The organism is Achromobacter denitrificans NBRC 15125 (assembly GCF_001571365.1).
Lineage (GTDB): Bacteria > Pseudomonadota > Gammaproteobacteria > Burkholderiales > Burkholderiaceae_B > Achromobacter > Achromobacter denitrificans.
In genome coordinates, this window is the sequence record NZ_BCTQ01000010.1 from 133,387 (window position 1) to 159,913 (window position 26,527).

Sequence of the window (26,527 nt, forward strand, 5' to 3'; positions counted from 1 at the left end):
CAATCCCATATAGGCAATAGGCAGGAGAGAGTTGATGACGGAGATTCAAACCATCGGCGTCGTGGGCGCCGGGGCCATGGGGCGCGGCATCGCGCAGATCGCGGCGCAAGCCGGCCTGCGCGTGCGCCTGTACGACACCAGCGCCGAGGCCGTGGCGGCCGCGCGCGAGTCGCTGCGCCAGACCTGGGAAAAGCTGGCCCAGAAGGGCAAGCTGAGCGCCGCGGACGCGCAGGCCGCTCTGGCCCGCGTGGAATCGGCCACGGCCCTGACGGACATGTCGAACTGCCAGGTGGTGGTGGAAGCCATCGTCGAGCGCCTGGACGTGAAGCGCGACCTGTTCGCCGCGCTGGAAGGCGTGGTCTCCGAGGATTGCATCCTGGCGTCGAACACCTCCTCGCTGTCCATCACCGCCATCGCCGCCGCCTGCAAGCATCCGCAGCGCGTGGCCGGCTACCACTTCTTCAATCCGGTCGCGCTGATGAAGGTGGTGGAAGTCATCGACGGCCTGCGCAGCGCGCCCGAAGTGGGCGACGCTCTGGCCGAGCTGGCCCGCCGCATGGGCCATACGCCCGTGCGCGCCAAGGACATGCCGGGCTTCATCGTCAACCACGCCGGCCGCGGCATGAATACCGAAGGCCTGCGCGTGGCGCAGGAGGCCGTGGCGACCTTCGCCCAGGTGGACGCCGTCATGCGCGAGCAGGCCGGTTTCCGCATGGGGCCGTTCGAACTGCTGGACCTGACGGCGCTGGACGTGTCCCATCCCGTGATGGAATCCATCTACCGCCAGTTCTTCGACGAACCGCGTTTCCGTCCGTCGCCCATCACCACGGTGCGCCTGGCCGGCGGCCTGATCGGCCGCAAGGCCGGCGAGGGCTTCTACGTCTACGCCGACGGCCAGAAGCAGGTGCCGGCCGAGCCTCCCGTGCCGGCGCTGCCCGCCAACCTGAAGGTCTGGGTCAGCCCCAAGCATGCTGAAGGCTACGCGCGCGCCACCGCCCTGGCGGAGAAGCTGGGCGCCACGCTGGTGACCGGCTCCTCGCCCGACGCCGACGCCCTCATCCTCGTCACGCCGTACGGCGACGACGTCTCCACCACGGTTTCCGCCCAGGGCCTGGACGCGGCCCGCACGGTCGGCCTGGACACCCTGTATGCCTTTGACGGCGCCAAGCGCCGCACCATCATGGTGTCGCCGGCCACCGAGGCCAAGTGGCGCGACGCGGCCCATGCGCTGCTGGCCGCCGACGGCATGCCCGTCACGGTGATCGACGATTCGCCCGGCTTCATCGCGCAGCGCATCGTGGCCACCATCGTCAACATCGCCTGCGACATCGCGCAGCAGCAGATCGCCACGCCCGAAGACATCGACCTGGCGGTGACGCTGGGCCTGGGCTACCCGGCGGGTCCGCTGTCGCTGGGCGACAAGCTCGGCGCGGACCGCATCCTGGAAATCCTGAAGAGCATGCAGCGCGTGACGGGCGACCCCCGCTACCGCCCCAGCCTGTGGCTGCAGCGCCGCGTGCAGCTGGGCATGTCCCTGACGAAGGCCACGGCCTGATCCTCGCCGGCGCCCGGGCGGGCCGCCACCGCGGGGCGGCCCGCCCGATGGCCCGAAGGCCCGGCGCGCAAATCCGCGCCATGCAAAAAGCCCCTTGATCGCTCAAGGGGCTTTTTTTCGGGCGAGGCGCCGAGGCGCTTACTTCGCGGCGTCGACCATGTATTGCACGGCGGCGCGGATGTCGTCTTCGGAGGCGTCGGCCGCGCCGCCCTTCGGCGGCATCGGCGGCTTGCCCTGCATGGCGACCTTCACCATGGCGTCCATGCCGGTCTTGATGTAGGGGTCCCAGGCGGCCTTGTCGCCGAACTTGGGAGCGTTGGCCACGCCCGTGGCGTGACAGGCGAAGCAGACGCTCTTGTACAGCTTCTCGCCGGCCGGGTTGACGGCGGCGGCCTGCGGAGCCGGAGCTTGCGCGGCCGGCGCGGGAGCCGCGGGGGCAGGCGCGGCGGCAGCAGCGGGAGCGGCGGCAGCGGGAGCGGCGGCAGGGGCAGGGGCAGCAGCGGCCGGAGCGGCAGCGGCTTCCTTCTTGTCGCCTTCGGCCGCCGGCTCGGCGGGTTCAGGCAGCGAGCCGCCCGACTTGTTGGCCATGTAGACCACCGCGCGCGCGACTTCGTAGTCGGACAGCGCCGGGTTGCCGCCCTTGGCGGGCATGCCGCCCTTGCCATGCAGGGCCACGTTCAGCATGGCGTCGTAGCCGGCTTTGATGAACGGCGCCCAGGCGCCGTTGTCGCCCACCTTGGGGGCACCGGCCACGCCAGCCGTGTGACAGGCCGTACAGACCGCGGCGAAAACCTGTTCGCCGGTCTTGAAGACCTTGGGGGCGTTGGCGTCGACGAGGGCGAATCCCGCGACAGGAGCGATGCGCTTGGTGACGGCTTCGGTGGACAGCGTATCCGAACCGGCCCCGACCTTGGCGCCGGAAGTCACCATGTTCACCAGGAGGATGATGATGGCGATGGGAACCACGAAAGCCAGCACGACCGTGACGATCAGTTGCTTCGGGGTCTTGATGGGGGAGGAGTGCTCTTCTATGTGTTCCTGCTCGTTGCTCATGACCAAATCCTGCTAACGGGTACCGGGGGCGCCTGGCGGCGGCAACAGAAAATCAGTACTGCACAAGTCGGCGGCGATGACGGCCCGCCTTGCAAGCAAACGCTGGATTATATAACGGTGTCATAGACACGGGGCCAATGCGACGGCGGGGTTTTCGCTGAGTTTGACGGAAGATTCGCTCCGCTGCATGCAGTTCCCCGAAAACTAGGTACAATACCGCCTCCTTGCACTGCGCCCGTAGTTCAATGGATAGAATGAGAGTTTCCGAAGCTCTTGATACAGGTTCGATTCCTGTCGGGCGCGCCACAGAATTCCCCATGGGTTGCGTGTACCCAGTCAGTGTTCACGTTGCACCCGCCGCGGCGATCCGCCGCGCATCGCTTCGCACCGACCTCGAAGCTACCCCTTTCCCGAATTCCCCACGCCTCCGATGCGCGGCGATAGGCGCCGAGAATTTTCGCGGCCGTGTCAGCGCGCCCCTTAGCGCGCCGGCTCCAACTGGCGGCCGCTGACAGCGGTTCAACCGCCCAGCTTCCACAGCCGCAGCGCCATGTGTATTTCGAGCGCGCGCGCCGTGTCCTCCCAACCGCCGACCAGGCGCTCGATGCTCGCCAGCCGCTGCCTGACGGTGTTCACGTGTATACCGAGCCGGGAGGCGGTCTCGGTGGCATTCTGCTTGTGGTCGAAGTAGGTCAGCAGCGTCGCCGTCAGTTCCGATCCGCGCCGGCGGTCCTGCGCGATGAGCGCGCCGATGGTCGAGTCCAGGAACTGGTCCAGGCCGGTGCGATCCTGCGTTTCGAACAACACGGAATACAGCGCCATTTCGTTTTGTTCGATGAGCTGTCCGCGCAGGCCCAGCCGCGCCGCCACTGCAAGGGATCGCCGCAACGAGGTGTAGAGGGCCGGCATTTCCGCCGCGCTGTACACGGGGCGCGAGAGGACGCCGATGTGGGCGCCGCCCAGTTCACGGCGGGCGAAATCGGCGAAGGCCTCCCGCAGCGCTTGCGCCCGCGTGGACGCGCATACCGCGACCAGCACGCCGTCGACCTCGTCGAGCGCCATGCCGGACACGCCCAGCGCGGCGCGCGCGCGCCGCGCCAGAAAGCCGGCCTCCGGCTGTCCCGCATCGAGCAGGACCAGCACCATGGGTTGCGAGATGTCCAGCCCGTGGCGTTCGGCGCGCTGCCGCGTCAGCGCCGGCTCGCCCTGGCGGGGAGAGATCAGCGTCTGCAATAGCGCGGAGACGTCGCGGTGCCGGCTTTCTTCCATGCGCTCCTGAGACAGCAACACGATGCCGATGACGCTGCTGCTCCGCTCGAAAGTCCGGACGGAGGTGTCGCTGAGGTCTTCCCGGCGGAACAGCAGGACCGAGCCCAGGACGCCGCCGCCGCCGATCACCGCGATGGCGCGGCAAAGCTCGCCATGGCTTTCATAGGCAATCGTGGAGCGGCCCGCGCGGCGGCTGTCCCGCAGCGCCTGCGTGAAGGCCGCGCTGTGGGCGCCGTGCGGGGCGTAGGCGCCCGCCGCCGCGCTGGGGCGGCCCTCGGGATCGGCGTGCGCGACCACATGATGGGTTTCGTCCAGGACCAGGACGGTGCCTTGCAGCAATTGCGCGATGGAATGGCACAGTTCGCCCAGCGTGGCGCCGCGCGCCAGCAGCGAGGTGAGGCGTTCGTGGGCTTCGACGGCGCCTTGCACGTCGTGGGCATGCCGCTCCAGCTCCGCCCTGGCCTGATCGGTGGCCTCCAGCGCGGACTGGGCATCGGCGAATGCCTTGGCGTTGGCGATGGCTACGGCGGCATGCGTGGCCAGCGTGCACAGGATGGAAATATTGAGCGCGGTGTGCGTGCGGTGGTAGCGGTCCGCCACGAACAACAGGCCGATCACCTGGTCGTCCCTGATCAAGGGAGCGCCGACCATTGCCGTCACACCTTCGGCGCGAAAGATATCGTCCAGGACCGGGTCGTGCTCGAAGCGCGCATCTTGCAGATAGTGCGGCGTGGAGAAGGGCAGGCGCGTGGTCATGACGACGCCGGCCACGCCGCGATTGCGCTGCGCGGTCATGCGGCCGATAGGCTCGGAAATCGCCCCGTCGGCAACCACCACCTTGAATTCGTCGGCCTGCTCATCGTAGATGGTCAACCAGCATAGGTGCGCCCGCAAGAGTCTGCGCGCGCGCACCACGATGGCCTTGAGCAGCTCGGGCAGATCGAGACGGCCGGCCAGGTCCTGCGCCGACTCGATGACCGCAAGCATCCCGCGTTCGCGTTCCTCATGCTGTTCCAGCCGGTTGCGCAGGGCCATGGCCGTTCGCGCGAGCTCGACCAGATTGCCCTTGCTTCGCAGGCCGTCCGGCAGCGCTTCGATCGCGGCCAGACGGGCCGCGAATGCCTCGGCCGGAGCGTCTTCGTGCAGCAGGCCGATCAAGCCGGCGGCAATCGTTCCCGTCTCCGTGTCCGGTGACATGTCGGGGACGGGGTTCGGAGGCGGTTTGTGCTCGGAGGGATGCATGACCGGGAGCGACGCCCAACGGGGGTGGGAACGGCGCCAGACGAGAAATAGGCGGGTTTATGTGGGATGAGTATATCAACCAGCCATTATCTATGTGGCTAATGCACATAGTTGGACGACGATATCTGTCAGACACTGCCGTTATGAGAAAGGAGGAGCCTTTGGTGCACACAAGTTTCATGGATTCGCTTCGGCCGCCGCCCGGCCTGCGCGTACTGGTTTCCGCGGGCGCGTCCGGCATTGGCGCCGTCGTGGCCCGGGCGTTCCGCGAAATGGGGGCCCGGGTGCACGTATGCGACGTCGACCACGTCGCGCTGGGGCGGCTGGCGGCCGAGGCTCCCGGCCTGACGACGAGCACCGCGGATGCCTCGGTGCCGCGGGACGTGGATGCCGTGTTCGACGACGTGAAGAATGCGCTGGGCGGCTTGGACGTGTTGGTCAACAACGTCGGCATCGCCGGCCCGACGGGGCCGGTAGAGGAGCTCGGCCGGGGCGATTGGGAGCGGACGGTGGACGTCAACCTGAACAGCCATTTCTATTTCGCCGGCCGCGCGGTGCCGTTGCTGAAGGCGTCCAGCCACAACCCCAGCCTGATCGCGATGAGTTCGGTGGCGGGCCGGTTGGGCTATGCCTTGCGCACGCCCTACGCATCGACGAAGTGGGCGCTCATCGGGTTCATGAAATCCCTTGCCATCGAACTCGGTCCGCATGGCGTGCGCGTCAACGCGATCCTGCCCGGCACGGTCGAGGGCGAGCGCATGGACGGCGTGATCGGGGCGCGTGCCGCCGCGGCGGGCGTGTCGGTGCAAGCCATGCGCGAGGAGTATCTGCGCAAGATTTCCCTGCGCCGCATGGTCACGGCCGAAGACGTCGCGGCCACGGCGCTGTTCCTGTGTTCACCCGCCGCCCGCAACATCACGGGCCAGGCGATCAGCGTGGACGGGAACGTGGAGCATCTCTAGGGCGCGGCCGGGCCCGCCACCGGCACTTTCATTACAAAAAAGGAGACAAACCATGAGCAAGCTCGATATATCCGCCATCGCCGGCGCCAGCGTAGTGGCTGCGGCCTGCGCCTTCCCCGTTGCGGCGGCCCCGGTCAAGATCGGCCTGGTCGAAACGCTGTCCGGCCCGCAGGCCTCGTCGGGACAGGCCTATCGCGCGGCGGTGCGCTTCGCGGTGGACCGGATCAATCAGGCCGGCGGATGGAACGGCGAGCCGGTGCAACTGCTGGAATACGACAACCAGGGCGGTCCCGCCGGCGCGGCCGACAAACTCAAGGCGGCCGCGGCCGATGGGGTGCATCTCATCGTGCAGGGCGCCTCGTCGGCCATCGGCGGGCAGATTACCGAAGACGTGCGCAAGTACAACCTGCGCAACGCCGGCAAGGAGATGGTCTACATCAACATGGGCGCCGAAGCGCTGGAGTTGACCGGCGAAAAGTGCAACTTCTACCATTTCCGCTTCGCCAGCAACGCCCAGGTCCGCGCCAAGGCGCTGGTCGAGGGCATGAAAAAGGCCAACGCGCTGGGCACCAAGGTCTACGCCATCAACCAGAACTACTCCTGGGGCCAGGACATGGAGCAGGCCACCGTCGACAATCAGCAGGCCGGCGGCTACACGGTCGTGGCCAAGACGCTGCACGACGTGAACCGCATCCAGGACTTCGCGCCCTACGTCGCGCGGATCGCGGCCTCGGGCGCGGACACCGTCATCACCGGCAACTGGTCCAATGACCTGCTCTTGCTGATGAAGGCGTCCAAGGCGGCCGGGCTGAAGGCGCGTTACGGCACGGTCTACCTGGATCAGCCGGGCAATCTTGCCAATGCGGGCGACCTGGCCGTAGGCAACTTCGTGGTGCATACCTTCAACGCCGAGGCGGGCCAGGCCGATGCCCGGCAGTTCGTCGAGGACTATCGCGCCAAGAATGGCAGCGCGCCCGTATTCATCGAGCCGCAGACGGTCTTCGGCATGCTGATGGTGGCCGACGCGCTCAAGCGCACTCAGCCCCAGGACGGCAAGCTGAACGTCAATGCATTCGCCAAGGCGCTGGAGTCGGCCCGCATCCAGACGCCCATGGGCGAGATGAGCATGCGCGAGCAGGACCATCAGGCGCAGATGCCGATGGTGGTGTCGGTCGTGTCGCGCGACGCGAAGCTGAAAGTGGACGGGACGGACATGGGCTTCGCGCCGGCGCTGTTGCTCTCGGCGCAGGAAGCCGCCACGCCGCCCCAGGCCAGTTGCCAGATGAAGCGCCCGGGCTGACCGAGCCATGGAGCAACTCTTGTTCTCTTTGATGAACGGCATCGTCTACGGGCTGGTGCTGTTCATGGTCTCCGCCGGCCTCACGCTCATCTTCGGCATGATGGGTGTGCTCAACTTCGCGCATGCTTCCTTCTACATGCTGGGCGCCTACTTCGCCTACACGCTGCAGGGAACACTGGGTTTCTGGCCTGCCGTGGTCGTCTCGCCGCTGCTGGTGGGGCTGATCGGCGTGGTGGTGGAGCGCTACTTCCTGCGCCGGGTGCACCGGCACGGCCATGCGCACGAGTTGCTGCTGACTTTCGGCCTGTCGTTCATCATCGCCGAGTCGATCAAGCTGTTCTACGGCAACTATCCGGTGGACTATCGCATTCCCTCGTCTCTCGATTTCTCGGCGTTCAGCCTCGGGGCGATGCAGTATCCGTTCTATCGGCTGCTGATGGGCGGCATCGCCATTGCGATGTTCATCGCGATCTACCTGGTATTGACGCGCTCTCGCGTCGGCATCGTGGTGCGCTCGGCCATCTACAAGCCGCACATGACCGAAGCACTGGGGCACAACGTGCCGCTGGTGTTCATGGGCGTGTTCGGCGCGGGAGCGGCCCTGGCCGGTTTGGCGGGGGCGGTAGCCGGCGCGTTCTACACCACCAATCCGAACATGGCGCTGGAATTGGGCGTGATGGTTTTCGTGGTGGTCGTGGTCGGCGGGTTGGGTTCGCTGGCCGGCGCGATGCTGGCCTCCCTGCTGATCGGCATCATCACTTCGCTGGCCGTGACGGTAGACGGCAGCCTGGCCGATGCGCTCGCGCTGATTGGCGCGGGCGACTGGGCGCGCGGCGTGGGCGGGCTGATGACGCTCAAGCTCTCCAGCCTGGCCGCGACGCTGCCGTTCGCGCTGATGTTGCTGATCCTGTTGTTGCGCCCCGGCGGTCTCATGGGCGAGAAGGGTTGATCCAATGAGAATCCACTTGATTGCCGGGCTGGCCGGCCTCGTCCTCATGGCCGCGTTGCCCTATCTGTTGTCGCAGGGCCTGCTCAATGCGGCGATCCAGATGCTGATCGCCGCGCTGTTCGCCAGCGCCTACAACCTGCTGTGCGGCCAGGCGGGCATGCTGTCGTTCGGCCATGCGGCGTATTTCGGCGTGGGCGCGTTTGCCACGGTGCATGCCATGAATGCCGTGGGCGGCGCGGGGCTGTTGCCCACGCCGTTGATGCCGCTGGCCGGCGCCGTGGGCGGCCTGATCTTCGGCGGTATCGCGGGCTGGTTCGCCACGCAGCGCAGCGGCACCTACTTCGCCATGATCACGCTGGCCATCGCCGAACTGGTCCATTCCCTGGCGCCTCACCTAAAGGGGGTGTTCGGCGGCGAAGCCGGCCTTTCGACCATGCGCATGCCCGCCTGGGGGTTCGACTTCGGATCCACGACCCAGGTGTATTACTTGACGCTCGCCTGGGTGCTGGTGTCGCTGGTGTTGCTCTATGCCTATACCCGGACGCCGCTGGGCAGGCTGACGCTGGGATTGCGCGAGAACAGCCACCGGCTGCGCTTCCTCGGCTACAACGTGCACGGAGTCGCAACGCTGGTGTTCGCGCTGTCGGCCATGTTCTCCGGCGTGGCCGGCAGCCTGCAGGTGATATCGAACGAGTCGGCGAACTACGTGGTGTTCGATCCGGCGTTGTCGGCCGCCGCCGTGCTGAATACCTACATCGGCGGCGTGCAGGTTTTCCTGGGGCCCGCGCTGGGCGCCGCGCTGATGACGTTCTTCGGCTACTTCGTGTCGGACCTGACGCGCTCATGGCTGCTCTACCAGGGCATTCTGTTCGTGCTGGTGATGATGTTCATGCCTACCGGGCTAAGCGGGCTTGCGGGCCTGGCGGCCAGCTTGCGCCAGCGTTACGGGCTGGCGCGGACGATGCCGGTGTTCGGATTGGCCCTCGGGGCGGCGGCTGCCGCCACCGCGGGAGCCGTCTTCCTCGTCGAGCTGCTGCAGCGCCTGTTTTCTCAGGAATACCGCGCCATGCTGCAACTCGATCCTGGTGGCGCCTGGCCGAGCGTGACGCTGTTCGGACAGGCATGGCAGGTGTCCTCGGTCGCAACCTGGGGGCTGCCCGCGCTGTTGTTCGGGGCGGCCGCCCTGCTGGCGTGGCGTTGCCGTCTGCGGCTGGCCGCCTGCGAGTCCGTCGACACCGCTCCCGCGGCCTTGGCGCCGCAAGTCCGCGATTCGAAGGAAGCCGTATGAGCGCACCCATCCTCAGCATCCAGGACTTGCGCAAGTCCTTCGGGCCGACGGAGATCATCCGGGGCGTGGACCTGGACGTGCGAGTCGGCGAGCGGCACGCGCTGATCGGCCCCAACGGGGCAGGCAAGTCCACGCTGTTTCACCTGGTGTCCGGCCAGCTTGCGCCCACCTCCGGGTCGATTCGATTCGAAGACCGCGAAATCGGCGGCAGTTCGCCGCAGGCGATCAATCGCCTGGGCCTGGCCCGCTCGTTTCAGATCACCAACCTCTTTCCTCGGCTGAGCACGTTCGAGAATCTTCGGCTGGCGGTGATGCGCGCCCATGGCCTGCAATACGCGTTCTGGAAATTCATCGACCGGGACCGGCGCATCCGCGCCGAAACCGAGCGCCTGCTGGAGCAGGTCCGGCTGACGGCGAAGGCGGGGGCCATCGCCGGAGAGCTGGCCTATTCGGAACAGCGGTCCCTGGAAATCGCCATGACGCTGGCCTCCGACCCCCGGATCATTCTGCTGGACGAGCCCATGGCCGGCATGTCGCACGAAGAAACCGCCTACACCTCGGAGCTGATCCGCGAGGCCACGGCGGGGCGCACCCTGATGATCGTGGAGCACGATATGGACGTGGTTTTTTCCTTGAGCGACCGCATCAGTGTGCTGGTCTACGGGCAGGTGGTGGCGACCGGCGCGCCGGACGAGATCCGCGCGAACGCCGCCGTGCGCGAAGCCTATCTCGGCGACGAGGTGAGCGCATGAGCCAGATGGATACGGCGCTGCTGGAGGTCGAGAACCTGCATGCGCACTACGGAAAAAGCCATGTCCTGCATGGCGTGGATCTGAAGGTGGCGCGCGATGAGGTCGTCAGCCTTGTGGGCCGCAACGGCTCGGGGCGCTCGACCGCCATGAAGGCCATTATGGGCCTGGTCGCGCCCACGGCCGGCCGGGTGCGCCTGCTGGGCCGCGATCTCGCCGGCCAGCGCCCCTATGCGATCAATCGCGCCGGGCTGGCCTACGTGCCCGAGGAGCGCGAGGTGTTCGCCAACCTGACCGTCGACGAGAACCTGCGCATGGGCGAGCAGCCGCCAGCGCCCGGCGCTCATCGTTGGACAGTGGAGCAGATGTTCGACTACTTCCCGCGCCTGAAGGAACGGCGCAACACCAAGGCCGGAAGCATGTCGGGCGGCGAGCAGCAAATGTTGACGATCTGCCGCTCGCTGCTGGGCAATCCGCTCGTCATGTTGATCGACGAGCCCACCGAGGGCCTGGCGCCGAAGATCGTCGTCCAGGTCGGGGAATGCATCCAGGACATGCACCGCAAGGGCGTGTCGGTGGTGTTGGTGGAGCAGAAGCTGACCATCGCGCTGAAGGTGTCGACGCGGGTCTGCGTCATGGGCCATGGCCGCATCGTCTTCGAGGGCAGTCCGCAAGCGCTCGGCTCGAACGATACGCTGGTTTCCCAATGGCTCGCCGTGTAGCCGCGGCGCATTTCCAGGATTTCAACTCCAACGTACCGATATCGACATGAAAAGCAGCCAAGACAAGGTCATCATCTCCTGCGCGGTAACCGGATCGGTCCATACGCCGACCATGTCCGAGTACCTCCCGCTGACGCCGGACCAGATCGCCGAGCAGGCGGTGGAGGCGGCCCAGGCGGGCGCGGCCATCCTGCACCTGCACGCCCGCGACCCGCGCGACGGGCGGCCCACCGCGGATCCGGCGGTTTTCGACCAGTTCGTGCCGCGCATCCGCGACGCCACCGACGCGGTCATCAACATCACGACCGGCGGCAGCACGCGCATGACGCTGGAGGAACGGCTGGCCTATCCGCTGCGCGCCAAGCCTGAAATGTGTTCGCTGAACATGGGATCGATGAACTTCTCCATCCATCCCGCGGCGCGGCGCATTTCGCAGTGGCGGCATGATTGGGAGAAGCCTTACGTGGAGGGCATGGAAGACCTGATCTTCCGCAACACCTTCCGCGACATCCGTCACATCCTCAAGGTGCTGGGCGAGGAATGCGGCACGCGCTTCGAGTTCGAGTGCTACGACCTGGGGCACCTGTACAACCTGGCCCACTTCGTGGACGAAGGCCTGGTGCAGGGGCCGCTGTTCATCCAGAGCATCTACGGAATCCTGGGCGGCATGGGGCCCGACCCGGAAAACCTGGCGACCATGAAGACCACCGCCGATCGGTTGTTCGGCCGAGGCGGCTACCGCTTTTCGGTGCTGGGGGCGGGTCGCCACCAGTTGCCGCTGGTGACCATGGGCGCCATCATGGGCGGCAACGTCCGCGTGGGGCTGGAGGACAGCCTCTACCTCGGCAAGGGCCAACTGGCCAAGTCGTGCGCGGAACAAGTATCCAGGATCCGGCTCATCCTGGAAGCGCTGTCGCTGGAGGTCGCCACCCCGGCCGAGGCGCGCGTCATGCTGGGCCTGAAGGGCAGGGACGCGGTTGGATTCTGAACCGGCCGGTTTTCACTTGGAGCATTCATGAAGAAGTTATTGCAGGGCCGAGTCGCCATCGTCACCGGGGCCGGCAGCGGCCTGGGCCGCGCGCATGCGCTGGAGCTGGCGCGCCAAGGCGCGCGCGTGGTGGTCAACGACGTGGCGGGTTCGCACGATGGCTCGCCGGCACATGCCGTGGTCGAGGAAATCCGGCGCCATGGCGGCGAAGCCCTGGCGGCAGGCGGCGACGTGCGGGACTATGAAGCCATGCAAGCCCTCATCGGCCGCGCGATCGCCCGCTGGGAACGCCTGGATATCCTGGTGAACAATGCCGGAATCCTGCGCGACAAGAGCTTTTCCAAAATGTCGCTGGAGGATTTCCGCGACGTGATGGACGTGCATCTGATGGGCAGCGTCCATTGCATCAAGGCGGCATGGGAAACCATGCGCGCCCAGCGCTACGGCCGCATCGTCCTGACGACCTCGTCGTCCGGCCTGTACGGCAATTTCGGGCAGGCGAACTACAGCGCCGCCAAGATGGCGCTCGTCGGCTTGATGCAGACCCTTGCGCTCGAAGGGGAAAAATACGACATCCGCGTCAATTGCCTGGCGCCCACCGCCGCCACCGGCATGACCGAAGGCGTGCTCGCGCCCGAAGCCATGGCGCGGCTGGCGCCCGCGGCGGTGAGCCCGGCGCTGGTCTCGCTGGTCGGAGAGGACGCGCCCAATCGCTGTATTCTGCTCGCGGGCGGCGGCAGCGTGGAGGCGGCCAACATTACGATGACACGCGGCATCTTCATCGGCGAATCCGACGATGCCGCCCATCAGATTCACGCGCGCATGGCCGAGGTGCGTGACCGCGACGGGGAGGTCGTTCCTTCCACCGGTTTCGAACAATGCCAGTTCGAACTCGCCAAGGCGGGTTTCGAAATGGCGCTGCCCGGCGCGGCCTGAGCGCCGCCGAGGCTGAGCCTCCCGCCTTGCCGACCGAGGTTGCGGATCTGCCCCGGAACCGACGGGCGCGACCATTTGCAGGGGAGCGCGATCAAAGTGCCGGCCAATCAGGCCGGCATTTTTTTTCGCGAGAGCGCGCCAGGCGAGCTGGCCACGGCGCTTGCCGCCATAGAAACATCTTTTCCAATTTTCGCACTATTTGTTGCGAAAGAAAGCCAAACATGTCGTCTTTGCAATTGTTTGCATTCCTAGGCGAACTGTTCGATTCGCTTTGAGATTATTCCTATAGTTTCTGTACTACCTGGCCCGCAACATGATGACTACTGCAACGTACTCGCCGCTATCCGGTACGTACGTAGTCCATCTCACGCCTTTTCGGATTTGTATGGGTACGGCTCGGATAGGGGCCAAGGAATATCCCCATGCAAATCAAGCTCAGCCCTATCATGATGGGCCTGCTCGCCGCCGCGCTTCCCACGACGATGTGGGCGGCAGAGCTGGGCCAAGTCGTCGTGTCCGACCCCTCCGGGGCGACGCGGGTCACGTTGAACAGCGGCGATGCCGTCACTTATGCCGGGACCGGCGCGGCCATCGACGTATCGGTTGCCGGCAACGCCGTGATTGGCGACAGGGTCACCATCACGGCCGGCTCCGCATCGGCCAGGAATACCGTCGGCGTCCGGGCGACGTCGGGGGGACACGTCAAGCTGGCCGACAGCATCGTCGAGAGCGTGGGCGCGGGCCAGTATGCCCATGCGCTGCATGCCAAGGGTGCGGGCAGCCTGATCGAGGTCACGGATTCCCTGATTTCGACGCAGGGCGATTATTCCTACGGCGCCTATGCGCAGGACGGCGGAAAGATCGTCCTGGACGGGGGCAGCGTCTCCACGACCAGCCTCGGCGGCTACGGGCTTAGCGCCGAGGGCGCGAACGCCACCGTTACGGCCAAGAACCTGAGCATTACCACGGCCAGGAACGCCAATGCCGCCTATGCGGGCAAGGGCGGGACCGTGACGATCGAGGATTCCACGATCAGTTCGGGCCCCGCTGGATCCGGCGGCGGCTTGAATGCGTCCGGCGCGGGCTCGCTCATCTCCCTCCGTAATACCGACGTCGAGGTCGGCAGCGGCGGCGTGGCCGCCAGCATCGGCGGCGGCGGGCGCCTCGAAATGGACGGCGGCATGCTGCGGGCTCCCAATGGCGGCTATGCCGCCGTCGTGCTCAGCGGGTCGTTTGGCGGCGCGCCGGCATCCTCGGCGGACATCCGCAACGCGACGCTCATCACCAATGGCACCTACGTCTACGGCATCAACATCAATGCCGAAAATACATCCGCCGTAATTGAAAACGTTTCCATCGACGTTCAGGGCAGCACGGGCGCTACGGGCGTGTGGCTGCCCTCCGTCGGCACGTCGTTGACGGCCCGCCGCTTCGACATCACGAGTTCCAATCTGGGCATCGACGCCCGCGCGGGAACGGTGACGCTGGAGGACGGGTCCGTGACCACGCAGCGCACCAACGGCTACGGGCTCTATGTATCTCGCGAATATGGCAGCACGGCCACGATCAAGGCCAAGAAGGTCAAGATCGAGACTTTTGGCGTCGGCGGGGTCGGCGCGCTGGCGCGCGCGTCCGGAGCCGAGATCAGCCTGACCGACTCGTCGGTGACGACGCACGGCGATGGCGCCTACGGCCTGTTCGCCAGCGGAAACGGCGCCAGGCTGTCCACGCTCAACACGACCGTGACGACCGAGGGCGCCACGGCGACGGGGCTGTCGATGAGCAACCGCGCGGCCGTTACCCTGGACAATACGCAGTTCTTCATATCCGGCGCCGACGCGCGCGGCATCTGGAGCTACACCACCGCCGCGGGCGTCAACAACGCGGTCACGCTGAGGAACGGCACCCAGATCAGCACCCAGGACGGCGCCGGCCTGCTGGCCAGCGGCGGCGGCCATACCTTCACGATCGAGAACTCCGGCATCACGGCGCGCGCCGGCGGGGTGGAGGACGACGGCGTGTTGCTGCACTCGCGCGCCGTCACCGTCACCAGCGGCGGCGTGTCGACCGTCATCGAGAGCGAGCAGGTCACCCTGGACGCCACCAACTCGGCGCTGAAGGGCGACGTCCTGATGGATAGCGGCAACGCGGACATCCTGCTCAAGAGCGGTTCGGTGCTGACCGGCGCCGTGATCCAGCGCGGCCCGGGCCGCGTCAACAGCCTGTCGCTGGACGGCTCCAGCGCCTGGAACGTCCGCAACGATTCGTCGCTGGGCACGCTGAACAACGCCGGCACCGTGGCGTTCACCGCGCCGGGCGCGGGCGGCGCCTTCAAGACGCTGACCGTGAACAACTACGTGGGTGGTGGCACGCTGGTGCTCAACACCTGGCTGGGCGACGACGCGTCTCCCACGGACCGGCTCGTGATCGACGGCGGAACCGCCTCGGGCACGACCTCTCTGCGTATCGTGAACGCGGGCGGCGCGGGCGGGCAAACCCAGCAGGGCATCCGCGTGGTCGAGACGATCAATGGCGGCACCACCGGCGCCGACGCCTTCCGCCTGGACTCGGGCTCGACCGGCTACCGTTCGAGTTCGTCCACCCTGGCCCTGAACGGCTACGACTACAGCCTGGTGCGCGGCGGCAACGGCGGCGTGGCGCCCGATTGGTACCTGACTTCGGACTACACCCCGCCGGTGGTTCCGCCCGTCACCCCGCCGGTGACGCCGCCTGTGACGCCGCCCGTCGCCCCGCCGGAGCCGCCCATCACGCCGCCGGAGATTCTGCCGCCGCCGGTGGCGCCCGGATTCAAGAACGTGTCGCCGGAAAGCGGCGCCTACGTGGGCAACCAGCGCGCCAGCACGCGGCTTTTCTCGCACAGCCTGCATGACCGCGCGGCAGCCTACCCCGATGCCGCCGACGCGACGTCCGACGGCCGCCGCCTGTGGGCGCGCGCCGAGGGCCGCCATGACGGCGGGATGAGCATGCGGGAAGGGAAGGTCGACATCGATACCGACAGCGGCATCCTGCAGCTCGGCGGCGACCTGCTGCGGGCGCCGGTCGGGCAGGGCGGGGCGGCGTATGCCGGCCTGATGGGCGGCTACGGCGAGGCGCGCACGCGATCCACCTCGACGCTGATGCTGCCGGGTTCGGACGCGAAGGCGCATGCCCGGGCGCGCGGCAAGGTGTCGGGCTATTCGGTGGGCGTGTACGCCACCGTGTACCAGAACGACGCGACCCGCCTGGGCGGCTACGCGGACACCTGGCTGCAATACGGCCGTTATTCCAACCAGATCAGCAGCGAGCTGGGCTCGACCCGCTATCACTCCAACGTCTGGTCGGCTTCGCTGGAGTCGGGCTATGCGTTGATGCCTTTCCCGGCGGATTCCGCCCTGGGCCAGGTGGTGGTGGAACCCAATGCGCAACTCGTGTACAGCCGTTACGACGCCAACGACGCGACGCTGCAAGGCACTCGCATGCGCAGCGGCAACGACGACGCCTGGACCTCGCGAGTGGGGGTGCGCGTGTATCCGGCGGCGAAGCCCGAGGCCGGCGTGCCGGCGGTGCGCCCCTTCCTCGAAACCAATTGGCTGCATAGCGGCAGCAACGCGTCCGTCCGGATGGGAACCAGCACGCTCGACGCGGTGCCCGCGCGCAACGCGCTGGAGCTCAAGCTGGGCGCCGAGGGCCGGGTCGGCAAGGCGGTGCAGGTGTCGGGGCATATCTTCGGCCAGGCCGGCAACGACAGCCAGCGCGGCTACGGCGGCATGTTGAACGTGCGCTATCTCTGGTAGCGGCAGGCGGGGCGGCCCGGCTTCGGCCGGGCTGCCGGGCGCAAGAAAAGCGCGGACGAAAGCAATGTCTTTCGTCCGCGCTTTTTATTGCCGGGCCGTCGCAAAATGAAAATGCCCCTTTGGGGGGGCGGGAAGGCCGCCATGAGGCCCCAGGGCGGGGGCACCCTTCCTTGCCCGGCGGGAGGGGAGGAGGCTAGTCGTACTGCGGATAGCGGCCGCCGACGCGGAAGTCGCGCCAGTTGTCGCCGCTGAGCGCGAGCAGCGCCTTCAGGCTGTCGGGGCCCAGGGGCGGGCACAGCACGTCTCCCTGGAGCAGGACGTCCGGGAATATGCGCATCCAGTGGAGATCATGGGCCTGGTTGACGTTGGTGGCCAGCACCGGCAGGCGGAGCAGGTCGGCGCGTTCCAGCAGCTTGACGAAGCGGGTGCGCAGGGTGGCGTGCTCGGAGACGCCCGGCGGCACCTGCATATGCAGGCCGACGACCTGCACGGCGCCGTTGGCGCTGGGCCCGCCGCGGCCCATGGTGGGCGTGAGCCTGAGGCGAAACCCGACGTTGAACTCGACGAAGCCGGTGAACATCTGCGAGCGCGCGAGCAGGTGCGCGACCAGGGGGGCATGGAAGGAGACCAGGGATGCCGGGTAGGCAAGGCCGGCGCGGTCAGCCGGCAGGCGGTCGGGCGCGGCCCGCAGCTCGTTGCGGTGGAGGATGACGCCGCCCAACTCGCAGACCTCGTTGGCCGACCAGCCGATGGGGGGTGGCGGGGAGCCGTAGTTCAGCGCAAACGGGATGCGTTCGCCGGAAGCTTGGAAGAAGCCCAGGGCTGCGCGCATCAGTCGGGTCGATTCTCCGGGGGCGCCGCGGCGCCAGCCGTGGCGTTGGCTGGCGAGGGTCGCGGTGTATTCGCACACCAGGCCGTCGGAGGAGAACACGGGTTGGAAATTCAACCCGTCCGATGCCGGCCAGGCCGGCGCGCATGCCAGGACGGCATCTTGGTTCACTAGGGATTCCATTTATCGCATCTGCCAGCAACCGCTCGGTTATGGACGACGCCGTGATCTCGGCGCGCATGCGACACAGGAGACTGAGCACTCGAAAATGGAAATTCTAGTGAGCGTGTAGAAGCCCTTCTATAAGAATATTCTCAATCTGAGGAGCGGCTTGACCGGGCGCGTCAGATGGCCGCCAGCATGGCCTTCATTTCCGCGATCAGCGCGGCCACATTCTGCCGGGCCGCGGCGCTCAGCCCATCGTTGCGCAGCTGGTTCTCCACGCGTTCGGACTGGTTCTGCAAGTCGGAGAGTTCGACCGCCGCCAGGCCGCCGCGCATGCGGTGCAGCACGGCGCGCATATCGCGCTCGTTGGCGTCGCGGGCGGATTTCTCCAGCTTTTCCAGGTCCTGCGTCATGGTTTCCAGGAAGATGTCGCGGTACTTGGCCGGAATGTAGGGCGCCTTGCCCCCCGGGGCCTCCGCTGGCGCCGCCGTGGGCGCGCGTGACGCGTCGGCCGCGCCCGCGGCCCGGCCCTGCGCTTCGGCGTGCGGGCGCAGGCGCCGCCACAAGGAGCGCAGATCGATGGGCTTGACCAGCCAGCTGTTCATGCCGGCGGCCATGCAGCGGGTTTCCTCTTCCTTCATGGCGTTGGCCGTGACGCCGATGATGGGCACCGTGACGCCCCGCGCGCGCAGCGTGCTGGCGAAGTCGTAGCCGTTCATGCGGGGCATGTTCACGTCGGTCAGCACCAGGTCGAAGGGCTCGATGCTCCACATGGCCAACCCCTCGGCCCCGTCGGGGGCGATCACGACCCGGCAGCCCAGCTGTTCGAGCTGGTCGCGGATCGTGACCTGGTTGATGGGATTGTCCTCGGCCACCAGCACGCGCAGGTTCAAGGGCGTGTAGGTCGCCGGGCCGGCGTCCTGGGGAATCTCGGTGGCGCCGGACATCAGCCGCTCGATGGCCTGGCCGATCGCCAGCATCGAATGCCGGTCCACTTGCGGACGGCTCCGGCCCAGCGCGTCGTCCCCGCCCGCGACGATGAGCGGGCCCGCCCATTCCGCCGGCTTGGCGTGGCTGGTCAGGAGCACGTCGACGAGCACGCCGTCCAGGCCGCTGTCGGGGTAGCCGTCGGCGGGGACCACGGTGGCGTCGGCGCCCCAGTGGGCGAGCCATTGGCAGATGTTCTCGCTGAGTTCCTTGCGGGGGCTGCGCACGTGGACGTGCTGGCCCTGCAGCCGCGGCGGATTGGCGGGAGGCCCCTCGGCCTTTTCCAGTTCGATGTCCACCGAGAAGCTGCTGCCCAGCCCGGGCTCGCTGGTGACGTGGATGGAACTGCCCATGAGTTCGGCCAGCTTGGCGCAAATGGACAGGCCGATGCCGGCCCCCCGAATGGTGTGCGAGCCGCTGTCGATCTGGTAGAAGGGTTCGAACAAGCGGACCTGTTCGGCCGGGCCGATGCCCACGCCGCTGTCGACCACCTGCAAGCCCAGCCGCGTCTTGCCGCCGGGGAGGTGCTCGGCCCGCAGCCGTGCAATGACATGGCCCGAATCGGTGAACTTGATGGCATTGCTCAGCAGGTTGCTGAGGATCTGACGGATCCGGCCGCCGTCGCCCTTCACGCATTCCGGCACGGCGGTGTCGACGCAGCTGTAGATGATCAGCCCTTTCTGCTCGGCCATGCCGGCATAGGACGCGACCGTGCCCTGGAAGAGTTCGCCGGGGTCGAAGGTATCGATTTCGAGGGCGAGCTGGCCGGATTCGATCTTGGTGATGTCCAGGATGTCGCTGATCAGTTGCTGGAGGATGACGGAGGAAGTCTGGATGCGGTCCACGTGGCGTTTCTGTTCGTCGCTCAGCGGGGTCATGGCCAGCACTTCGAGCGTGCCCAGGACGCCGTAGAGGGGGGTGCGGATTTCATGGCTCATCGTGGCCAGAAAGGTGGATTTGGCCTCGCTGGCCTTGTCGGCCTGCTCCTTGGCCAGGGCCAGAGTGCGCTCCATTTCGGCGCGCGCGCTGATGTCGGCGAAGGCGCACAGCACCACGTCCTGCTTCTTGTAGCGGGTGGGCGCGAAGGTGACGAACAGCGGCCGGCCGTCATAGGCGAGGAAGGTTTCGATGGTGCCGGGCGAGCCGGAGCCCAGGGCGCGGCGCAAAAGCTGGTTGGCGTCGGGCGAGTTGTGCAGTTCCTCGCCGGGCTCGATGCCCAGCCACTGCGAAGCCAGCGCATTGCTGAACACCACCTTCCCGTCGGGACGGGACAGCACGCACAGCGCGACGGGCGCGGTGCCCAGCACGGTGCGATTGAATTCCTCGCTTTCGACGATGTCGCGATGCGCAGCCTCGGCGGGCTGGATGACGCGCCGGTTGTACCAGCGCAGGTAGGCCGCGCTCATGCCCAGCCCCGCGATCAGCAGCAGCAGGACGCCGACGGGCAGCCACATATTGTCCTGGAAGAGGCTGCTGTACTTCAGCTTGTAATAGCCGGTCCAGTTGCCGCTCGTGTCGACGATCTTCAGGACCAGGCCGTCCGCGTTGTAGTGGAAGCCGGGCGTGTCGGCTTGCGGCGGCGGGTTCTGGCCCAACAGCACGCCGCTGCCTTTGCGCGCCAGCCAGAACTGGTCGTACAGCGGCACGTGGAGGATTTTTTCGGAAATGCTGACGCGGCCCCGGGTGAGCAGTGTCGCGGCGTACACGTTGCGCCGGAGCTCGGGCGGCTCGTTCTTCAGGCCCAGGGGCAGGCTGGTGGGAAGCATGCCTATCATCGCGTCGGGCAGCTGGGAGTCTCGGATCCATTCGACCTGGCCGGGCTCGGCCATCGTCGGCCCGACCGGATCGGTGCCGCCTGCCTGTTCCGTGATCGCCTCGACCACCGTCATGAAGGTTTTGCGCGTCAGCGGCTCGTAGCCCGAATCGGTGGCCACCGCCGGCACGCTGAGGCTGACCTGCCGGCCGGGCGACACCACGAAGACCGGGGCGGCGGGGAAATACGAGGCGGCCCAGTGGCTGGAATAGAAATCGGACAGGTAGGGGCCGATGCCGGAAAAGACGCCGTGGCTGACCGGACAGGCATCCTCCTGCTGGCAGAGCAGCGAGAAGGGCATGGAGGCGAGGCCGTGCTGGCCTTCGAAAAACCGCCAGGTCGGGGGATCGAACCCGGCCGCTTCGCTGACGTTGGTGGAGGACACCAGGTTGCGGGAGTCGGGGCGCTGGGTCTGCGTGCGCAGGGCGTGGAGCATGCGCTCCTGGGCGTTGACGTAGCCGACGAGAATGGAGAAATCGATCCGGAACTTGTCTTCTTCCTGCTGCAGGATGCGCTGGCCGCCCCAGTAAAGGGCGCCCGCCAGGACCATCACGAGCGGCAGGATGCCGAACAGCGCGGTATTCATGCGCCGGGAAGCGCGCGTGACTTTTCGTAGCGGCGTATCCAGTTTCATAGACGATGCGGGCCGATCTCGCGCAGGGTTTACTGGGGCGGAATGCAAGGGGTGAAGCTGGGGTTGGGCTCGTGGGCCAGCAATTGGCTGAAGGCGGCCACGTCCACGGCGGCGGAAATCAGGTAGCCCTGCGCGTAGTCGCAGCCGATCTGGCGCACGAATTGCAAGTCCTGCATGGTTTCCACGCCCTCGGCGGTCACTTGCAGGCCCAATTGCCTGCCCAATTGCACCGAGGATACCAGTGCCGCCGCCCTGACTTCATCCTTGGCCGCGCCGCAGACGAAGGCGCGGTCGATTTTCAATTCCGTGAACGGCGTCGAGATCAATCCGTACATGCTGCTATACCCCTTGCCAAAATCGTCCTGCGACAGCCCGAACCCCTTGAGGCGCAGGCGGCTGGTGCCCATGTAGTACTGGCCGGCGGCCACCGTCATGTCGTCTTCGAGCAGTTCGAAGGTGACGTCCTCGGCCGGCAGCCCGGAATTCGTGACCATATAGTAGAGCTCGTCCGGCAATTGCGGGCGGTCCAGCAGCGAGGTGGGAAGGTTGACCGAGATGGGGATGCGGTGCCCCTGGCCGCGCCAGGTGCGGTAGGCCTTGAGCCCGTCTTCCAGCATGCGGATCAGCAGTTCGTGGTCCAGGCCGTAGCCGCGCAGGGTCTTGAGGAACGACGAGGGCATCATCAGGCCCAGTTCTTCGTGCTGCCAGCGTACCAGCGCCTCGGCGCCCACGATGTTGCCGGACGACAGCGACTTCTTGGGCTGGAACCACGCGCGGATGCTGCCGTCGCGCAGCGCGCCCTCCAGGCTTTTCCGGTCGAGCAGGGTGCTGGCATAGCCGGTGTCCAGGCGGGCGTGAGAGGTGTCGGCGGGCGGCTTGCGCAGCAACCCGGCCGCGAGGTTGTCGATCTGCTCGCGGGAGATGGGTTTCACGAAGGCCCCCAGCACGGCCAGGCCGCGCTCCTTGGCCATCAGGCTGATGCTGTTGGCCATCCGGCGGGAGCAGCCGGTCACGATGGCGAGCATGGGGTTCAGGTCCTGGCGGGCCAGCTCGTGGATGAACTGGGCGCCGTCCATGATGGGCATGTTCACGTCCATGACCACGAGGTTGTAGCCCTCGTCGCGGATGCCCTGGAGAGCGTCGCCCGCGCTTTGCAGCGTATCCACGCGATTGAAGCCCGCATCTTCCAGCATGTCCTTCAGGTGGGCGCACTGAAAAGCATGGTCATCCAGGACGAGCACTTTGTAGGCAGACAGCATATTCAGTTCAGATCCTCTGCTAGGTCATGCAATGTTTGCGCCAGGACCAGGATGGGCAGGGGCTTCAGGAGCACCCGGTCCATGCCGGCGTCCAGGCCCAGGCGCGAAGCCTCGGGCGCGGCGCTGGCGGTCAGGCCCAGGATGGTTCCCGCATAGCCGAGCTTGCGCAGCGAGCGGGCGAGTTCGTAGCCGCCCATCATCGGCATGTTGAGGTCCGTGATGACGACGTCGTGGTCCAGGGCGTTCCAGTGGCGCAGGGCCTCGCTGCCGTTGGACACCATCGTGACCGTGCAGCCCAGGTGCTCCAGCTGTTCGCGCAGGATGAGCTGGCTGATGACGTTGTCTTCGACCACCATCACGTGCAATCCCAGGGAGACGCTCTGGGCATGGGCCTGGCCCAGCGCCGGCCGTTCGATGCCGTCCTGGGCCATGCGCACGGCGCGGCCGATGCTGGCCGGATTGACGGTGCTGGTGATGCCGGCCTTGGAGACGGCCGATACCAGGCTTTCGTGGCCGGAGCCGGGCGCCATGACGCGGACGCGGCCATGCTTCCAGCGGGGCTCCTGCGCCGCGGGAGGCCAGGCCTGCACCAGCACGGCGTCCTCGAATTCGACCGCGTCCGCGTAGCCGCGGTAGGGCATGGCCACCGCGCCCCACGCATTCAGCCAGGCGCACAGATTGGCGACGACTTCCGGAACGGCGCCGTCGACGTACACGGCGCGCCGCCGCAAGGGAGCCGGGGCCGGCGTCGGGGGCACGTCCAGCGTCAGGGTGAAGACGATGCTGGTGCCCAGGCCTTCCTCGCTGACGACGGAGAGGCTGCCGCCCATCAGGTCGGACAGGCGGCGGCAGATCGCCAGCCCCAGCCCGGTGCCGGAGATGTCGCGTTCCAGGCCGGCGTGGGCGCGGAAGTAGGGTTCGAAGAGCTGGGCCTGGGAATCCGCGGGGATGCCGACGCCGGTGTCCGCGACCTGGAACCGCAGCGAAACGCGGCCGGGGGACGGCACCACCGCCGCGGCGCGGACCGCCACGCGGCCGGCCTCGGTGAACTTCACGGCGTTGCTCACCAGGTTGTTCAGGACCTGGAGGATGCGGGTGGCGTCGCCCAGGACGGTGGCGGGCACGTCGATGTCGGTGATCGCATAGATCAGCAGCCCCTTGCCCTGCGCGCGCGCGGCGTAGTTGGCCACCACGCGTTCGAGGATGTCGGAGGGCGAGAACTCGGCGATGTCCAGTTCCTGGCGGCCGGCTTCGATGCGCGACAGGTCCAGCGTGTCGTTAATGGTGCGCAGCAGAGTCGAGGATGACTGCTGGATGGTGTTCAGGTATTGCTGCTGCTGGCCGCTGAGGCCCGTCAGCGCCAGCAGTTCCAGCGTGCCCAGGATGCCGTACAGCGGGGTGCGGATTTCGTGGCTGATCGTGGCGAAGAACATGGTTTTCGCTTCGCTGGCCTTGTCGGCCGCCTGCTTGGCGTTGCGCAGGGTGCGTTCGATTTCCTTCTGGCTGGTGATGTCGCTGACGCCGCACAGCACCACGTCCTCGGACTGGTAGGTCATGGCGGCGAAGGTCAGGTAGACGCTGCGGCCGTCTTTCAGGGGATACTCGCGGCCGCCCGCCGCGGCGGTGGCATGGCGGATGTCTTCGCGCCAGCCGTCGTGCTCGTCGAGCAGGCGCCGGGCGGCGTCGTTGGACATGATGAGCTCGCCGTCGGCGCGGCGAACCAGGCTGAGCCCCACCGGCGCGACCTCGATGATCTTGTCGTTGAGCGCCACGCTGTCGGCCAGCGCTTCGTATTGGCGCAGGGCCGGCGTGACGAGCTTGCGCTTGATGTGCCGGACGGCGAGCAGCACCACGGCCATGAGGAACAGGCAGATGGCGCCGGCCGTCCAGAACGCGGCCGCGCCGTGGTGCAGCACGTCGCGCATCGGCACGTAATAGGCGAGCTTCCAGCCGGCTTCGCCCACCGACTTGACCAGCACCAGATTCTCGGGGAACCAGGTGCCGCCCTGGAAGCCGAACGAGTCCTGGCCGAGGCGGGCGGTCAGCGGACTGTTGATCGTGACGGGCAGGGGGCCGCCGTGCAGGGCCACGCGGCTGTTGCTGTCGTAGAGAGCGTAGCTGCCGCCGTCGCTGGCGCATTCCGCGGCGATGACCGCGGCGATGCCGTCCACTTCCAGGCCGATCCAGGTGCGTTCCTGGCCGGTGGTGTCCAGCGGCGTGTAGAGGAAGAAGCGGTCCACGTCGTCCATGGGCGGGCGCAGCCAGACGATGGGCTCGCGCCCGTTGGCGCTGGGGCTGGGGTCGCGCATGGCGAGGATTTCGGCCAGCCATTGGCCGGTGCGCGTGGAAATGGGCGCGGCGCGGCGCCGGGTTTCGAGGGGCAGGCGCTGCGAGGCGGCCTCTTCCGCCGGCGCGTACACGATGCGCGCATTGGCCGCGGCGATGTCGGCGCGGTCGCGGGGCGTCATGACGAGCGCCCATTCGTAGGTGTTGTTTTCCTTGAGCAGCGGGATGACGCTGATCTGCCCGGTTTCGCCGAAGGTCTTGGGCGTGCGCGCGGGCGCCATGTGGTCGGTGTTGCGCACGGAGGAGCCGGCCACGGAGCGCAGCAGGCCTTCGCGCTGGTCGAAGTAGACTTGCGCGTTATAGGCGGCCGCGTTCATGCGGCGGCGGTGCTTGGAGACTTCGTCGCTGAACGACAGGTAGAAGGAGAGTGCCGTGCCTACCAGGATGCACGCGAGCAGCGCCACGGCAAACATGTGCAGCAGAAGCATGGGCCGGCCGGGGCCGGCGCGGCCCTGCTTCCGGGGAAGGCGGGGGGCGACAATCATGCATTGATGATAGAAGTCGCGCCCGCCGCGAAGAACAAGACAATTCTGAAAACCGGACCAAATTCCGTCTTGATTTTCTTCGGTGTTCCGCCGGCCTCCCGCCTATTGGAACAAGCCGCTCTCCATGCAGAAGGCCACCAGTTCCTGGTCCGTCTGCACATTCAGCTTGCGCATGGCGGAGGCCTTCTGGCCGCTGATCGTCTTGACGCTGCGCTTCAGGTTCTCGGCGATCACCGTCACGGTTTCTCCGCGCACGAAATGCCGCAGCACTTCGAATTCCTTGGGGGACAGGCTGTCGATGCACTCGCCGATGGGCTTGCGCGGCAGGCTCGTGGCGGGATCGCGCCGGAAGCCCGGCGGATAGTATTTCCTGCCGATGCGCAACATGGACAGCGCCGTGACGATCTCGGCGAGGTTGTCGCGCTTGAGGACCACGGCGGCGACGCCGGCGTCGTAGAGCGCCGAGATGATCATGGGATTGGACACCATGGTCAGCACCACGATGTGCAGGCCGGGATGGCGCCGGATCAGGTACTGGACCAGGCGCATGCCGTCGCCGTAGGCATCGTCGCCGGGCATGGAGTAGTCCGTGACCACGACGTTGGACGGGGTGTGCTCAAGATGCGAAATGAGCTCGGTCGAGCTGGAGACGGCTCCGGTTATCTCAAGGTTGGGGACCGTGTCCAGGAGATCGCGGATGCCCGCCAAGACGAGTGGATGGTCGTCGGCAAGGACGATTCGAAGCTTATCCATTGAGAGCAGAGACACCGTGTGGAGTAGGACGCCCGGGGCGCGTCACAAATTCTGCATCAAGACGTGGACTTAAGCTAGGAGCGGCTAGGGAAAAAGGGCCTGCGCCGGCAAAAAGGGCACCCCCGGCGCCGGGCCTCCCCGCGCCAGGGCCGCCCGCCGGGCGGCCCTGGCGGTGATCAGTCGTCCAGGGCGGGCACGGTTCCGATCTGGGCAAGGATGCGGGGCGATTGCATGTCGCCGGTTTCCTTGTCGACCAGGACTTCGTAGGCGGCGACGCCCGCGAACTTGGAGGCCATGGAATTCGCGATCCGGATGGCTCCGAATTCGCTGCTGGCGGGACGGATCTCACCGGGCGCCACGCCTTCGGCGGCGGCACGGTAGGGGACGACGATGTATTGGACGAGATGAGCGGCTTCTGACACAGGGTTCTCCTGGACGACAGTTTTTCG

18 protein-coding genes and 1 tRNA gene are annotated in these 26,527 nt (G+C 67.0%); 11 read left to right on the top strand and 8 right to left on the bottom strand.

Features of this window, described 5'->3' with window-relative positions; all coding sequences use genetic code 11:
* Positions 1-34 precede the first annotated feature (34 nt).
* The gene (locus tag ADE01S_RS11085; protein WP_062681745.1) at positions 35-1,555 is read left to right on the top strand and encodes a 3-hydroxyacyl-CoA dehydrogenase; all 1,521 of its coding nucleotides are present in this window, start codon (positions 35-37) and stop codon (positions 1,553-1,555) included.
* Positions 1,556-1,693: 138 nt separating this feature from the next.
* On the opposite strand, the gene ADE01S_RS11090 is transcribed toward ADE01S_RS11085, so the two are convergent.
* Positions 1,694-2,608: a c-type cytochrome gene (locus ADE01S_RS11090; RefSeq protein ID WP_062681746.1), complete on the bottom strand. Its 915-nt coding sequence runs from the start codon at positions 2,606-2,608 to the stop codon at positions 1,694-1,696.
* A 231-nt stretch (positions 2,609-2,839) separates the two neighbouring features.
* On the opposite strand from ADE01S_RS11090, the gene ADE01S_RS11095 reads away from it, so the two are divergent.
* Positions 2,840-2,914 (top strand) — tRNA-Arg (locus tag ADE01S_RS11095).
* Positions 2,915-3,127: 213 nt separating this feature from the next.
* Here ADE01S_RS11095 and ADE01S_RS11100 read toward each other — a convergent pair.
* Positions 3,128-5,074 carry a helix-turn-helix domain-containing protein gene (locus ADE01S_RS11100; RefSeq protein WP_062681786.1) on the bottom strand — a complete coding sequence of 649 codons (1,947 nt, stop codon included), beginning with the start codon at positions 5,072-5,074 and terminating at the stop codon, positions 3,128-3,130.
* A gap of 188 nt (positions 5,075-5,262) precedes the next feature.
* Here ADE01S_RS11100 and ADE01S_RS11105 point away from each other — a divergent pair, with 188 nt between their 5' ends.
* The 9 genes from ADE01S_RS11105 to ADE01S_RS11145 all read left to right on the top strand — a co-directional run bounded on the left by ADE01S_RS11105 (position 5,263) and on the right by ADE01S_RS11145 (position 16,807).
* Positions 5,263-6,081, top strand: coding sequence for an SDR family oxidoreductase (locus ADE01S_RS11105; protein WP_172600271.1), 819 nt, complete (start codon positions 5,263-5,265; stop codon positions 6,079-6,081).
* 52 nt (positions 6,082-6,133) lie between these two features.
* Positions 6,134-7,381 carry a branched-chain amino acid ABC transporter substrate-binding protein gene (locus tag ADE01S_RS11110; protein WP_062681748.1) on the top strand — a complete coding sequence of 416 codons (1,248 nt, stop codon included), beginning with the start codon at positions 6,134-6,136 and terminating at the stop codon, positions 7,379-7,381.
* Between the two features lie 7 nt (positions 7,382-7,388).
* Entirely contained in the window at positions 7,389-8,330 is a 942-nt protein-coding gene (locus tag ADE01S_RS11115) for a branched-chain amino acid ABC transporter permease (protein WP_062681749.1), read from the top strand.
* A 4-nt stretch (positions 8,331-8,334) separates the two neighbouring features.
* On the top strand, positions 8,335-9,618 hold the full coding sequence (locus ADE01S_RS11120; RefSeq protein ID WP_062681750.1) for a branched-chain amino acid ABC transporter permease: 1,284 nt from the start codon (positions 8,335-8,337) through the stop codon (positions 9,616-9,618).
* On the top strand, positions 9,615-10,370 hold the full coding sequence (locus tag ADE01S_RS11125) for an ABC transporter ATP-binding protein (RefSeq protein ID WP_062681751.1): 756 nt from the start codon (positions 9,615-9,617) through the stop codon (positions 10,368-10,370). Before ADE01S_RS11120 ends, ADE01S_RS11125 begins: the two co-directional genes overlap by 4 nt.
* Positions 10,367-11,089: an ABC transporter ATP-binding protein gene (locus ADE01S_RS11130; RefSeq protein ID WP_062681752.1), complete on the top strand. Its 723-nt coding sequence runs from the start codon at positions 10,367-10,369 to the stop codon at positions 11,087-11,089. Before ADE01S_RS11125 ends, ADE01S_RS11130 begins: the two co-directional genes overlap by 4 nt.
* Before the next feature lie 46 nt (positions 11,090-11,135).
* Positions 11,136-12,077 (top strand): 3,5-dioxohexanoate:acetyl-CoA acetone transferase, encoded by a 942-nt coding sequence (kce, locus tag ADE01S_RS11135; protein WP_062681753.1) that lies wholly within the window; start codon positions 11,136-11,138, stop codon positions 12,075-12,077.
* Between the two features lie 27 nt (positions 12,078-12,104).
* Entirely contained in the window at positions 12,105-13,013 is a 909-nt protein-coding gene (locus ADE01S_RS11140; protein WP_062681754.1) for an SDR family NAD(P)-dependent oxidoreductase, read from the top strand.
* Between the two features lie 422 nt (positions 13,014-13,435).
* Positions 13,436-16,807, top strand: a complete 3,372-nt coding sequence (locus ADE01S_RS11145) for an autotransporter outer membrane beta-barrel domain-containing protein (protein WP_062681755.1) — start codon at positions 13,436-13,438, stop codon at positions 16,805-16,807.
* A 193-nt stretch (positions 16,808-17,000) separates the two neighbouring features.
* Here the strand turns inward: ADE01S_RS11145 and ADE01S_RS11150 are convergent, their stop codons facing one another.
* The 6 genes from ADE01S_RS11150 to ADE01S_RS11175 all read right to left on the bottom strand — a co-directional run bounded on the left by ADE01S_RS11150 (position 17,001) and on the right by ADE01S_RS11175 (position 26,500).
* The gene (locus ADE01S_RS11150; RefSeq protein ID WP_062681756.1) at positions 17,001-17,807 is read right to left on the bottom strand and encodes a hypothetical protein; all 807 of its coding nucleotides are present in this window, start codon (positions 17,805-17,807) and stop codon (positions 17,001-17,003) included.
* Between the two features lie 173 nt (positions 17,808-17,980).
* Entirely contained in the window at positions 17,981-21,235 is a 3,255-nt protein-coding gene (locus ADE01S_RS11155) for a hybrid sensor histidine kinase/response regulator (protein WP_062681757.1), read from the bottom strand.
* Between the two features lie 29 nt (positions 21,236-21,264).
* Positions 21,265-22,494 carry an EAL domain-containing response regulator gene (locus ADE01S_RS11160; RefSeq protein WP_062681758.1) on the bottom strand — a complete coding sequence of 410 codons (1,230 nt, stop codon included), beginning with the start codon at positions 22,492-22,494 and terminating at the stop codon, positions 21,265-21,267.
* A 2-nt stretch (positions 22,495-22,496) separates the two neighbouring features.
* Positions 22,497-25,268, bottom strand: coding sequence for an ATP-binding protein (locus tag ADE01S_RS11165; protein ID WP_062681759.1), 2,772 nt, complete (start codon positions 25,266-25,268; stop codon positions 22,497-22,499).
* 159 nt (positions 25,269-25,427) lie between these two features.
* On the bottom strand, positions 25,428-26,078 hold the full coding sequence (locus ADE01S_RS11170) for a response regulator (RefSeq protein ID WP_062681760.1): 651 nt from the start codon (positions 26,076-26,078) through the stop codon (positions 25,428-25,430).
* Between the two features lie 176 nt (positions 26,079-26,254).
* Positions 26,255-26,500 (bottom strand): hypothetical protein, encoded by a 246-nt coding sequence (locus ADE01S_RS11175; protein ID WP_062681761.1) that lies wholly within the window; start codon positions 26,498-26,500, stop codon positions 26,255-26,257.
* Positions 26,501-26,527: the final 27 nt, after the last annotated feature.

What these genes read in the sequence shown, in the direction of transcription:
- ADE01S_RS11085 (WP_062681745.1), top strand. Translation starts at nt 35, where the DNA reads ATGACGGAGATTCAAACCATCGGCGTCGTGGGCGCCGGGGCCATGGGG.
- ADE01S_RS11090 (WP_062681746.1), bottom strand. Translation starts at nt 2,608, where the DNA reads ATGAGCAACGAGCAGGAACACATAGAAGAGCACTCCTCCCCCATCAAG.
- ADE01S_RS11100 (WP_062681786.1), bottom strand. Translation starts at nt 5,074, where the DNA reads ATGTCACCGGACACGGAGACGGGAACGATTGCCGCCGGCTTGATCGGC.
- ADE01S_RS11105 (WP_172600271.1), top strand. Translation starts at nt 5,263, where the DNA reads ATGAGAAAGGAGGAGCCTTTGGTGCACACAAGTTTCATGGATTCGCTT.
- ADE01S_RS11110 (WP_062681748.1), top strand. Translation starts at nt 6,134, where the DNA reads ATGAGCAAGCTCGATATATCCGCCATCGCCGGCGCCAGCGTAGTGGCT.
- ADE01S_RS11115 (WP_062681749.1), top strand. Translation starts at nt 7,389, where the DNA reads ATGGAGCAACTCTTGTTCTCTTTGATGAACGGCATCGTCTACGGGCTG.
- ADE01S_RS11120 (WP_062681750.1), top strand. Translation starts at nt 8,335, where the DNA reads ATGAGAATCCACTTGATTGCCGGGCTGGCCGGCCTCGTCCTCATGGCC.
- ADE01S_RS11125 (WP_062681751.1), top strand. Translation starts at nt 9,615, where the DNA reads ATGAGCGCACCCATCCTCAGCATCCAGGACTTGCGCAAGTCCTTCGGG.
- ADE01S_RS11130 (WP_062681752.1), top strand. Translation starts at nt 10,367, where the DNA reads ATGAGCCAGATGGATACGGCGCTGCTGGAGGTCGAGAACCTGCATGCG.
- kce (WP_062681753.1), top strand. Translation starts at nt 11,136, where the DNA reads ATGAAAAGCAGCCAAGACAAGGTCATCATCTCCTGCGCGGTAACCGGA.
- ADE01S_RS11140 (WP_062681754.1), top strand. Translation starts at nt 12,105, where the DNA reads ATGAAGAAGTTATTGCAGGGCCGAGTCGCCATCGTCACCGGGGCCGGC.
- ADE01S_RS11145 (WP_062681755.1), top strand. Translation starts at nt 13,436, where the DNA reads ATGCAAATCAAGCTCAGCCCTATCATGATGGGCCTGCTCGCCGCCGCG.
- ADE01S_RS11155 (WP_062681757.1), bottom strand. Translation starts at nt 21,235, where the DNA reads ATGAAACTGGATACGCCGCTACGAAAAGTCACGCGCGCTTCCCGGCGC.
- ADE01S_RS11160 (WP_062681758.1), bottom strand. Translation starts at nt 22,494, where the DNA reads ATGCTGTCTGCCTACAAAGTGCTCGTCCTGGATGACCATGCTTTTCAG.
- ADE01S_RS11165 (WP_062681759.1), bottom strand. Translation starts at nt 25,268, where the DNA reads ATGCTTCTGCTGCACATGTTTGCCGTGGCGCTGCTCGCGTGCATCCTG.
- ADE01S_RS11170 (WP_062681760.1), bottom strand. Translation starts at nt 26,078, where the DNA reads ATGGATAAGCTTCGAATCGTCCTTGCCGACGACCATCCACTCGTCTTG.